The following is an 11,414-nucleotide window of genomic DNA, read 5'->3' on the forward strand; positions in this document are numbered from 1 at the left end:
ATCTGGTTCGAGAGGGACGTCCAGACGGCGAGGGTAAGCCGACTCAGTCCGCCTTCAACCTCCCCCACGTCCTACAAAGCCCACCTGAAGTCACAGGTATGCGGGTCAGCCCTGCGATGACTGCCCGCGTCCGGATGAAGGTGCACCAAACCCTCGACTCGTTGACACTTCAACAATTCACGGGATGCCGCTACTTCACTCCAGATTTGGGTCTTATGTGTCAGAATCTTGCATTTCTGGAGCCTGGAGGTCGCGCCCCTTGCCACGATTTGGCGTTCTAGCGTCAACCCCTGACAGGGCCTCAAATCGACAGTAGAGTGTTGGGTTCTCACGCGATGCAAGGGCGACAAACCGGGAGACGTCTTGACCGAGGGACTCCAGACCGCAGCTGAGGTCAAGGCACAAGCTGCGGTACAGCTTGAAGCGTTCGGCGGAATCAACATTATTCACGTGCGCCGCCAAGTGGCTCAGCTAGTTGAACTCATCGGCACTGATGGAATTTTCGACGAATACACCAAGCACGACATGAAGCATGTAGACGGCATGCTCAAATCTCTTGATTGGATTATCCCTGAGCGAACGAAGGAAATTATGACCGTGGGGGATTGGCTCCTCACGGTTTTGGGAGTTTACTTCCACGATCTCGGCATGTTGGTAACTAAGGAAGAGTACCGAAACCGATCCAACAGCGGATTCGAAGACTTCAAGCGAAACACCCTTCTCACTAATGACGACGATGGCAAAAATTATGAATTTCGACTCGAAGAACTAAGGGACCTTGGAGTCGACATTGAACGGATGCAGTATCAAGAGTACGTTCGCCATAATCACGCTACGAGAATCAAGAACTGGATTCTCGGGGACGCTCCAGCAAAGTTGGGCGTTTCCTCGGCCGCGCAAGAAATCGTTTCAGAGATTCTCGCACCCTTGGGTCAGCCATTCCGGGAGGATTTGGCCTTCGTGTGCGAGAGTCACCATCTGGACAACCTTTATGACACCGAAAGGTACCCTGTTTCGAATCCGTACGGGCTAGACAGGGACGAGTGTGCCAATGTTCAGTACTCGGCTGTACTTCTAAGGACCGCCGATCTTTTGCACATGACAAAGGATCGCACTCCGTCATTCACCTATCGCCTAATCACCCCATCGGATCCCATTAGTCAATTCGAGTGGGCCAAGCAGGAACCCGTTCGGACCGTGCGTAACCAGATGGCAAAAAAGCCAGACGGTTCCGCCGATCCGCACGGCGAACCGGACACCGTAGAGGTCTATGCGAACTTCACAAGCGGTCAGGCCTACTTCGGGTTGACCTCCTACCTGGACTATGCGGAGCAGCAGCTACAACAGAGCAACCGATGGATTCTCACGTCCCGTGAGATGCACGCCGCTCCACACGAATTTCCTTGGCGTTCAATTGATTCGAGAAACGTCAAAGCCAAGGGCTTCCTTCCTCAGCAGTTCCGGTTCTCTCTCGATCAGAGGAAAGTCCTGGATTTGCTCACCGGCCACACCCTCTACAACGACTCCCGCGTCGTCCTGCGAGAACTCTTGCAAAACTCTATCGACGCAGTGCGCTTGCGCTATCAGGAAAAGTCAGAAGAGCTGGGAAGGGTGTGGATTAAATGGGACTCGGAAAAAAGGATCCTGGAGGTTGGAGACAACGGGACTGGGATGACGCAAAGGGTCATCAGAGACAACCTGCTAAAAGCCGGATCTAGCCTATATCAAGAGGAGGAATTCAAGAAAAAGAATCCTGATTTCAGTCCAATCAGTCGCTTCGGCATTGGCGTAATGTCAACATTCATGATCGCCGATACTGTTGAAGTAATTACAGCACATACCGATGAAGAGGAAGGAAGGCAACTCTCACTGCGAACGGCTCACGGTCAGTACCTTGTGCAACTGCTAAACAAGGCTGGCTCGGAAATTCCTGAAGGTGTTTCAAACAACGGGACTATCGTTCGGCTCAAGGTACGACACAGCGTCGAGACGGACAGCATTTTTGAGGCTGCGCACGACTGGGTTGTGATGCCTCGTTGCCACGTCTCGATGGAGATCGATGGAGCTGAATCTGTACGAGTTGGCTTCTCCACTTTGACCGAAGCGCTTCGCGTTTCAATGTTAAACGAAGGAACATATACGGAGAAAGACTTCACGGAAGGCAAAGTGCGAATTAAATGCTTGGAAGAAGAGGAATTTTCCATTGCGTACGCTCTTCAACGAGACGACTACTTCAAGACCTGGAGCTTCATTTACCTTCGAGATCACGAACCCTGGGAGCGGGTAGTAGATATTCCTCAGGGAGGCTTTGGTATCTGTGTCGAAGGCATTAAAGTCGAGGGCACGTCGCCAGGCTTCTCGGAGAACAGCGGTATTTGGGCACTGGTCAATTCGTGCGGCCTGAAATCTCCCCGAACGGATGTAGCTCGCAAGTCTCTTGACGCAACTCCCGCCCGCGAGATTCTAATGCGAGACATCTACAGCGCTTACGCTAAACACATCGAAAATGAAGTCGAAGAACTCCAGGCAAGCCGGGGACAGTCACTTACCTTTGCGGTGCAGGAAGGTACGTACATGGCCCGGATCCTTGCGCAGAGGCAACGTCGCAGGAGCCAACTTAGCGAACAATTCGATGTTGCGCTTCGGAGTGTGCCCCTGTTCCTTGCCGAAGATATTACCGGGATCAGACGGCAGTACAGTGCCAGCGATCTCGAAGCCTTCTCTGCCCTACATTGCCGCGAAGGAAATATCTCCTATCACGCCGAGCATCTTCTTCGAGATCTTTCTTCAACCGTATCGCGGACGTCGCTCATGAAGGCTTTGGGCGAGCCCATTAATCAAATTCAACAGAACGAAGCGCTCTTGTGCACCACCCTCTCGGCTAGTAACCCACTTCACACGTACGTTAGTGACGTGTGGCAGCCGGCAAGGCTAGTGGCCAACCTTGAGGCGCGCTACTTTGACGTGATGCTTGAAAAGAGTTCCGAGCCTCGATGGTCGAAGGTCAAAATTCCACGCGAATTGCAGGTAGAGGCCGCAGAAAAGGACGTCCGAGGCTCGATTTCTCAGTTCCTGGCTCCGCTCTCAAAAGTTGAGTTGAGCGGTTTTTCCGAAGATATCATCGGAGTGCGAATGGGCGGCCAGGTTTTCCTGCTCCCAGATCACCCTTGGAAAGAAACAGTCGATTCCTACCGTGACGCTGAGGGTCTATTGGCACCTGGCGACGAACGACTGGCTCTTCTTCTTTGGTTGATCGCCACATGCTACGCTGCCGGCCAATCCGGATATTTCGTTACTGGCAACATGGCGAACGATTTCATGGTAAGGCTTTCTAAACTCAGAAGCCTGAATACAATCGATTTGGATGCATTCTCGCAGATTCTTAGTGGAGCCTCAGAGGGGAAGAGACTACTAGACACCAGCTACTGGACGAGAAATAACGAGGTAGCCTAACCGTGGATGGAAACCCTGGTGGGACCTCGGAAAACTTGGGTCCGGTGACCGCGCCTCGCCTTTCCGTTGACGCTAACTCCACAGAGGTAGCAGAGGCCGTATTCGGCTGGGTTGAACATCAGGTAACTGAAACGATCGATTGGTACTTAAGAGAAAAGACAAGTAAAGCTCGATGGTCTCGCACGCTACGTTTCCTAGCTGTAACGTTCATTACTCTGGGCACAGTAGCGCCCGTCGTAGCCGTAGGCCTCAAGATATCCAGTAATGCCATCTGGGGTTACGGATTCATCGGCCTAGGCGCGGGTCTTATTGCCGTTGACAAGGTATTCGGTTTCTCATCGTCTTGGACTCGGTACCTTGCTACGGCCACAGCATTGCGTCGCATGCTTATGGTTTTTCAAGTACAGTGGATGAAGTATGTCCACTCTCCGCGGGATGAACTTGCCGGTCCACTGCTGGCTCGCCAGTTCGATTTGCTGGAGGAATTCGTGGAATCTGTGGCACAGGTGGTGGAGCAAGAGACCGCAAATTGGATCACAGAGTTCCATGGTGATTTGAATATTCTGGAGGGCTCAGTCACCCAAGTGCAGGGTGCTGCCGCTGCCGGTCGAGCTGGCTGACAGAGGGGAGCTTTTTGACGAACAATGACGGTTTGATCAATTCGCCTCTGCGGTGCCCTCCACAAGCCGACTTGTGAACCCGGCTTCGCGAAGGCGCTCGTACGCTGCGGCCACCTCTCCAGGCACGAACTGCTCAATCATGAAGCCCTGTTGCGGGTAGAGCATGAGCCGTTGCTGCGCGCCAACCAGCATATCGATGACCAGGCGTGCGTCTCCGATCGAGTCGACGTAGTCAGCCAGAGTCATGGGTGTGGACGCGCTGACCCACTCGACTTCGGGCCATAGTTTGCGTGCGGTTGCGTAGGCCCGTCGTTCCTCATACGGCTTGCTCACCAGCAGGACGGACGACACCGTGATCTGGTGCTCTTCCAGCAGTGCGCGCGCGAATCGGATGTTCTCTGCTGTGTTCCGAGCCCGCGGCTCCACGAGGATGGCATCGGCTGGCATCCCCAGTTCCATCGCCCGCTCGCGGTAGTGCTCAGCCTCGCCTCGCGGCATGCGGTCGCGTGTGGTGCGGCTGGTCGCCCCGGTGAAGACGGTCAGCGGCATCATGCCCCGGCGGTAGAGATCGGCGGTTGTTTCCGCGACGCCGAGGTCGTGACTGCCAAGTCCTATCGCGACAGAGCATGGGCGCAGCTCGTGCCCCATTTCCTGGAAGTCCCAGAGCAGTTGTGCATCGGCCCATGCCTGCGTCGAGATCACTTGCGCTCACCCTCAGTCTTCGCCGAGTCGGGCACCTTGAAGTCGTAGGACCACGAGAACCGTGTGGCTGCGTGTACCCCGATCGCGAACTCCACCACAGTCCCGTCGGCGGTGAATGTGGTGCGGTGCAACTCGACGACCCACTCCCCCGGCGAGAGCTGCAAGAGCTGGGATTCCTCGTCGGTAGGGACCCGGGCGAACAGGTCCTCTTTCATGTGGTCGATCTCGTACCCAGCGTCATAGAGGACTCGGAAACCGCCGCCACGGCCGGCGGGCCCCGGAGTTGGGTCCACAATCCGTGTGCCCTCGACGTGTTCGGGCCTGTAGTAGCTGGTGAGGGTGTGCGTCGGCTGCGAGCCTTCTTTTACGAGCCGGGCCCGCGCGTAGACGTCTGCACCCTCAGGCAGACCATGCGCCTCCGCCACGAGTGGCGGGGCCGGCACCCGGCTGACGCTCTGCGTCTGCTCGTTCCGGCGGTAGGCACGGCCGGATGCCACGCGGTCGGCGATGAACGCCACCTCGTCACCGTCGCGCCATTTGGCCTTGTCGTACCGAGCGATACCGAGCCGCTTGAGAGGCGTCTGCTGTCGCACCACCGTGCCGTGGCCTCGCGAAGAGGTCACTAGTCCCTGCACTTCGAGCGCCTTGTATGCCTTGTGGACAGTGTCCTTTGAGCCCTCGCCGGCCGCCACAAGGTCCCTGATCTGGGGCAACTGGACGCCCGGAGCGTACTCGCCGCTCCTGATCTGCTCGGCGAGCTTGTCCGCCAGTTCCCGCCACTTCGGTGCCACTACAGAACTCCTCTCGACGCGTCCAGTGAAGCACAGTCCCAGGACTGTTGACAGTCCTGGGACTGCGGTGCATTCTCTTTCTCAGTCGGTCGCAGTCCTGGGACAGCGATCCGGAGCGGTCTTCTTAGGGCTGCTTCGAAGCCCGGTCGGTTCGGGATAGCCCTCCTGCGGGAGCCAGCCCCCTGCCGGTCGTTCCTTGAGAACTAAACAGTGCGCCTGAGGGAAACCGCCCCACCTCCACGATCAAGAGGGCGGCGTACACGGGCTCTGTCCCGGGTGCGAGTACAGCGCCTATCGACCTTTCCGCAGGGCACCTGCGGCCGGTTGCCTCCGCTGCTCGTCTCGTACGAGCAGCGCTGAGGGGAGCCGGATCTACCGACTTCAACGGCGCGCGGCCCCGGTGCTGGAACACCGGGGCCGCTGTTCGGGCCGTTCCTGTGTGAGAGGAACACGACCCAATGAGTCCCATCGTCACTGTTCAGGACGCTGTTACCGCATTCGCCGACTTCATGGAGCCGACGAACGGGGAGCTGGACGCGATCGACCTGGAGATGCCCGCGATCCTGGCGGACGTCGACCTGCTCGACGCGCAGATCACCACCCTTGACCGCACGCCCACCGAGCTGGACATCCGGCGTATCCGCCGGGCCGCCCGACGGGTGCTGGCCGCCGAACGCGACCAGGCCAACCGCGCCGGCGCGAGCACGGCGGGCGGTGCGGCATGAACCTTCACCGCAAAGGCAGGGCCGCTCTCGTGCTGGCCCTGGTCGCCGTGGTCGCCATGGCGTTCCGCGTCTCGTGGAACGCACTGCGGGACATCGCGAACGCGGTCGGCGCGGACAACACGGCCGCGACGCTCTACCCGTTCGTGGTCGACGGCCTGATGGCCCTCGCCCTGGTCGCCACCCTCGTACTCGCGGGCAAGGATCGGACATTCGCGCTGCGGGTGCTGGGCACCTACACGCTCGCTTCCCTGGTCCTCAACTACGTGCACGGCCTGGTCCCCAAACTCCATGACGCGCAACTCGACTGGACGCGGCTCGCCAATTGGGACCCAGCCAACTGGGCTTTGGTCCTGCTCGCGACGTCGCTTCCGGTCGGGTCGATCTACTTCGGTTCCGACCTGGTCGCCAAGGTTCTCCACCACCGCCCCGACCCGATCCTCGGACCGGGCGCGAATGCGGAGGAATCCACCGAGACGCTGAGGAATCGGTCTACGGCTGACCTCGTCGTATCGACCCCCGCGCCCGCGTCGGTGCTGCCGGTGCGGATACCCGATCCGGTGACGGTCGACTTCCTGAAGTCGACCCCGCTCGCCAAGCCACTCCCCACCCCGGCTCCGGTCGTCGCGATCGAGCGCCGCCCGGTCGCCGCGGAGTCGACCCGACCCCGCCGGGCAACCGGTCGGGTTCCGGAGGTTGCTCGATCCCCGAAGCCTCGCCGCACCGCCGCGCAACTGCTCGACGAGGCACGGACCGCGACGGCCGATTGGTCGGACGACCGGATCACAGCCGAAGGCATCCGCAAGACCGTCCACACGTCCCCGGCGAACGCCCGGATGCTGCGGGACACCCTGACCGCTGAGCGCGCCGCCAAGAGCGTCTGATGGGCGGCTCGTTCGGTAGGTGCTTCGACCCGAACGGCGCCCGCTACGGACTGCCCACCTACCCGTGGCGGCTCGCCCCGGACGGGTTCGCGACCCGTCGGCAGTTACGGGCCCGAGGGCTGCGTCCGGGGGGTCAGCCGATAGCGGCGCAGATCCTGCGCCCGCGCTACCGGCGCGGCCCGCTGGTCGCCTACCTGTACCGCGTCGACCGCGCCAAGCCCGTCCGGCCCATGACCGCCGGCCGGCGAGCCGCACTCGCGAAAGCGATGCTCGCCCGCCGCACCTGCCCGCAGTGCCGCACGGACGCCGGATACGTCATCCCTTCATCGCTCGGAACCTGCGTGACCTGCGCCTACCCCGAGGAGTGCCCGCAGTGAAGATCGAGGTCAGCACGCACAAGCTGTTCGGCTACCGCGCCACCCTCCGCACCGCGAAACAACTCGCCACACCTGCGGTGAAGGTGGTCAACCGGTCCGTGCCGGGCAGCATGCCGGACGTTCAGATCACCCTCACGAACCCGCGCGGCATGGCCGAGTTGGCCATCCTCGCGGAAGTCGAGTTGGCAGGTGGCGGGGTCGACAAGCGGGTCAAGGACCGCGAGGAGCGGCACGCCGCCCGGGAGGGCCGCGACTGCGCTGGCAGGGCGGTACCGCTCGCGGACGGGTCGGTGCTGGTCCTGATCAACGTCGACCAGAACCAGAGCCCGGGTGAGTTCGCCATCACCCTCGTGCACGAGCTGGTCCACGCCATGCAGTTCAGCCGCAAGGGCGTCCGCGAGCGGATCATCCGCGACCGCCGCCACTGCTTCAACATCGAGCGCCAGTCCCGCCGGCAGTCCCGCGAGCAAGAGCGCTGCCACGACGAGGAAGAGCGCGAGGCGTACAGCCGCGAGTACCTCGCCGACCAGATCGTTCCCGGCGCCCGCGCCGCCTGACTCAGGAGATCTCAGCATGAGTGACAACGTCGTTCACCTGCACAAGAACACCGATCCGGCGCCCGTGACCACCCTGACCGTGGTCCCCGAACCTGCGCCGGCCAAGCCCGTGCCGCTCTGGATCCGCTCCGGGCGCGCGGTGCGTACGGCTGTGACGCACGACGTCACCAAGACAACAGCCCGCGCCATGGCCCGGCACACACTGTTCGTCGCCGGCGGCGCGAGGATCGCGGCCAAGCGGACATGGGACGGTCGGACCGCTTCCCGGTACGAGCGGATGATCCGCGCGGCAGAAGCCGCGGGGAACCACGAGTTGGCCGCTGAGTGGGAAGAGCGCGGGCAGCACTTCCGCCGCGAACGCCACCAACGCCGCATGGACCTGATCACCTCCCCGATCGACGCGGCCAAAGGCGTCGCGGTCGGCGCCGGGATGAGCGTCGGATCACTGATCGCGCTCGGTGTGGTCATGGCGGTCGCGACGAAAGATGCCGGGAACGTGTTCACGCCGCTGATGGCGACGGTGGACTTCATCAACCTGCTCATCACCATCGCTCAGGTGGTGTGGGGCCCGGCCGTAACCCTCGGTCCGTTCCTGGCCCTGCTCGCCCTGTGGGCCGTGGGCAAGCACCAGCAAGCCGCCCCTGCTTGGGCCCTGCCGGACAATGTCCGCAACAGTGAGGGTGAGCCGATCACCCCGTCCATTGTGGTCAAGGCCCTGCGCGACCTCGGCGTGCCTGCCCTGCGGACCGCCATCAAGGACATGGGGGATGCCGGCGCCGGGATGCTCGGTCCGATCCGGATCGCGGGATGCGGCGTGGAAGTCGACGTCACCCTCCCGTCCGGGGTCTCAACGATCGAGGTGCAGAACCGGCGCCGCAAGCTCGCGGAGAACCTCACCCGGCACGAGCACGAGGTGTTCATCACCATCCCGCAGGCCGCCCGCACGGTCCGCCTGTGGGTCGCCGACTCCGGTGCACTCGACGAGCCGATCGGCCCGTCCCTGCTCGTCACCGACGAGACGATGACCGCCGACTACGCCAAGGGCCGCGCGCCCTGGGGCCAGGACCTGCGCGGCGACGCGGCGGCGCTCTCGGTCTACCAGCGGCACCTTCTGATCACGGGCCTGTCCAACCAGGGCAAGACCGCAGCTCTCCGCGCGCTGGCCCTGTGGGCCGCGCTGGATCGGTCGGTGGAGTTCTGGGTCGGTGACCTCAAGGGCGTCGGTGACTGGGCCATGTTCGAAGGGCTCGCGACCCGCTTCATCCAGGGCCCGACCGACGACCACGTCATCCAGGTCACGAAGATGCTGGAAGACGCGGTCGAGGAGATGAACCGGCGTCTGATGGCTCCGCCCGGAACGCAGTTCCCCGCGCTGATCGTGAACGTGGATGAGGCGCAGGTCGCGTTCATGTGCCCGCTCAAGGACGAAGAGGGCCGCTTCTACGGCGGATCGAAGGCCACCTCCCGGTACTTCATGGCCGCCCGGAAGCTTCACAACCAGGGCCGCGCGGTCAACGTGCTGCTGTGGCAGGGCACGCAGGACCCGACCGACCAGAACCTTCCCAAGCTGGTTCGCGAGGGTGCCCACACCCGCGCATCCCTCGCGCTGGGCACCGAGTCGCAGTCCCGCATGGCACTCGGGGACAAGGCCGTCAACGGCGGCGCCGCCCCGCACCTACTGCGCCCCGGGCTCGACAAAGGAACCCTGGTCATCGCCTCCGACGGCATCAAGGTCCCTGCCGGGCAGTCGTCCATCACAGTCCGCACGCACTACATCAGCACCGAGGAAGCCCACGTCATCGCCGACCGCGCCAAGGCCCTGCGGGACGGGATCGCCACCCTCACCGTCATCGAGCAGGGCGAGGAGCGCGACCCGCTCGCCGACATCCTCGGCGCCCTCGGAGACGCCCCAAGGGTCCGCACCAAGGACGTCCTCAAGCGGCTCGCCACCCTGAACGAGAAGGCATACAGCGGCTGGTCGTTCCTCGACCTCAAGCGCGTGCTCGACGACGCCGGCGCGGAGCCCCACAAGTCCGACGGGGTTATGGTCGTCAGCCGCGACCGCGTCGCCCAAGCACTCGCCAACCGCGACACGGACGGTTCCGCTTCCGCTTCCGCCGACGGATGACAGGGAGCCGACCCCGCACGGGTCAGGGAGGCAGGGAGAACTCCCTGACAGCCTCCCTGACCCGCCTCCCTGCACCTGAGCTGCACAAATGATCGCTCAGGGAGTCAGGGAGGCACCCCAGGTCAGCCCCCGAAAACCCCCACCACAGCCCACCCCCAAGGGTGTGCCCCCGCCTCCCTGACCAAGCGCCGGAAGGGATTCCGCATGTACCCCGAACACCCCACCACCAGCCACCCCAGGACCGCCGTAGAAGTCCACCAGCCCATACCCCTCGCACCCGCCACGATGGCGCCGGCGCCGCTCGTGGCCATGCAGCCGGGCAGCGTTCCGGCCGTGGCGAGCATCGTCCTTCCCGACGGACGGATCGTCACCGGTTACGCGATCAACCCCGTCCAGCCCGAACCCCTCGCGGCCAAGCCGGCTGTCTCGCGGGCGGCCGTGAACGTCGCAGTCGGGGGGATCGGGTTCGCCGCTGTGTGCGGCGGGCTGATCCTGCTGACGACGTTCATCGCGGCACTCACCGCGCTCATCACCCAACTGATCACCCTCGCCGCCGTGATCTTCGGCGGATGGATCGCGGTGCAGATCTTCTCTGCGTCCGGCCCCAAGCAGGGGACCACGGTCAACATCCGCAAAGCCGTGATCAAGCGCAACCACTTCCACGGCTAGGCGTCCGCACCGAGGTCCCGCCTCATCGCCTTGCGAAGGGCCAAGTGGACCTTGTCGTACTCCGTGCGACCTCGGGCGTATTCCCCGCTGTCCGGGGGCAGGCCCTGCGCGACGGTGTCGCGGATGTCCCGGAGCCTGCGAAACGTGGCTTCCGCGGGCTCAACGACAAAGGGCGGTGCGGAGATCGCCAGTTCGTAGCGAAGGCTGGCGCACGGTTCGAACGCGTCCCACACGGCCCTTCTGCGCTCGTCGTCCGGCAGTGCTGTTTCCCGTGCCATGAGGCTGCATGTGTGCCGTGACTTGGCCAGAGCCGCGAGATACGAGCCGTAGAGGACCCTCCGCGTCTCCACGTGCTGCACCCCTCGGTCCCGCCTCCAACGCCACAGCTCCAACGTGCCAGCCGAGGCCATGGCGATCCCACCGCCCACCACGGTGCTGGTCAACGCCACCCACTCCACAGCCACCCCCGAAAACAGCTCCCGCCCAACAGCGCAGGCGCGACCCCTTCCGC

Annotated in this window: 11 protein-coding genes; 8 read left to right on the forward strand and 3 right to left on the reverse strand. The window is 62.6% G+C overall.

Annotation, left to right across the window (positions count from 1 at the left end):
* The first annotated feature begins 363 nt into the window (after positions 1–363).
* Entirely contained in the window at positions 364–3,453 is a 3,090-nt protein-coding gene (locus ABZT74_RS08155) for an ATP-binding protein (protein ID WP_356433756.1), read from the forward strand.
* A gap of 44 nt (positions 3,454–3,497) precedes the next feature.
* On the forward strand, positions 3,498–4,073 hold the full coding sequence (locus ABZT74_RS08160) for a DUF4231 domain-containing protein (RefSeq protein WP_356433757.1): 576 nt from the start codon (positions 3,498–3,500) through the stop codon (positions 4,071–4,073).
* A 36-nt stretch (positions 4,074–4,109) separates the two neighbouring features.
* Here the strand turns inward: ABZT74_RS08160 and ABZT74_RS08165 are convergent, their stop codons facing one another.
* Complete coding sequence (locus ABZT74_RS08165; protein WP_356433758.1) at positions 4,110–4,775, reverse strand: YdcF family protein; 666 nt, start codon at positions 4,773–4,775, stop codon at positions 4,110–4,112.
* Complete coding sequence (locus ABZT74_RS08170; protein WP_356433759.1) at positions 4,772–5,566, reverse strand: GntR family transcriptional regulator; 795 nt, start codon at positions 5,564–5,566, stop codon at positions 4,772–4,774. The genes ABZT74_RS08165 and ABZT74_RS08170 overlap by 4 nt, the downstream gene beginning before the upstream one ends.
* Positions 5,567–6,024: 458 nt before the next feature.
* On the opposite strand from ABZT74_RS08170, the gene ABZT74_RS08175 reads away from it, so the two are divergent.
* The 6 genes from ABZT74_RS08175 to ABZT74_RS08200 all read left to right on the forward strand — a co-directional run bounded on the left by ABZT74_RS08175 (position 6,025) and on the right by ABZT74_RS08200 (position 10,903).
* Positions 6,025–6,291, forward strand: a complete 267-nt coding sequence (locus tag ABZT74_RS08175; protein WP_356433760.1) for a DUF6284 family protein — start codon at positions 6,025–6,027, stop codon at positions 6,289–6,291.
* A complete protein-coding gene (locus tag ABZT74_RS08180; RefSeq protein ID WP_356433761.1) occupies positions 6,288–7,172 on the forward strand; it encodes a DUF2637 domain-containing protein in 885 nt (294 codons plus the stop codon). The genes ABZT74_RS08175 and ABZT74_RS08180 overlap by 4 nt, the downstream gene beginning before the upstream one ends.
* Entirely contained in the window at positions 7,172–7,549 is a 378-nt protein-coding gene (locus ABZT74_RS08185; RefSeq protein WP_356433762.1) for an RRQRL motif-containing zinc-binding protein, read from the forward strand. The genes ABZT74_RS08180 and ABZT74_RS08185 overlap by 1 nt, the downstream gene beginning before the upstream one ends.
* Entirely contained in the window at positions 7,546–8,106 is a 561-nt protein-coding gene (locus ABZT74_RS08190) for a hypothetical protein (protein WP_356433763.1), read from the forward strand. The genes ABZT74_RS08185 and ABZT74_RS08190 overlap by 4 nt, the downstream gene beginning before the upstream one ends.
* A gap of 16 nt (positions 8,107–8,122) precedes the next feature.
* A complete protein-coding gene (locus tag ABZT74_RS08195) occupies positions 8,123–10,234 on the forward strand; it encodes an ATP-binding protein (RefSeq protein WP_356433764.1) in 2,112 nt (703 codons plus the stop codon).
* Between the two features lie 204 nt (positions 10,235–10,438).
* Positions 10,439–10,903 carry a hypothetical protein gene (locus ABZT74_RS08200; protein WP_356433765.1) on the forward strand — a complete coding sequence of 155 codons (465 nt, stop codon included), beginning with the start codon at positions 10,439–10,441 and terminating at the stop codon, positions 10,901–10,903.
* Here the strand turns inward: ABZT74_RS08200 and ABZT74_RS08205 are convergent.
* The gene (locus ABZT74_RS08205; protein ID WP_356433766.1) at positions 10,900–11,346 is read right to left on the reverse strand and encodes a hypothetical protein; all 447 of its coding nucleotides are present in this window, start codon (positions 11,344–11,346) and stop codon (positions 10,900–10,902) included. The two genes, ABZT74_RS08200 and ABZT74_RS08205, sit on opposite strands and share 4 nt — an antisense overlap.
* Positions 11,347–11,414 lie beyond the last annotated feature (68 nt).

It is taken from the genome of Streptomyces sp. NPDC005302, from assembly GCF_040607345.1.
Lineage (GTDB): Bacteria > Actinomycetota > Actinomycetes > Streptomycetales > Streptomycetaceae > Streptomyces.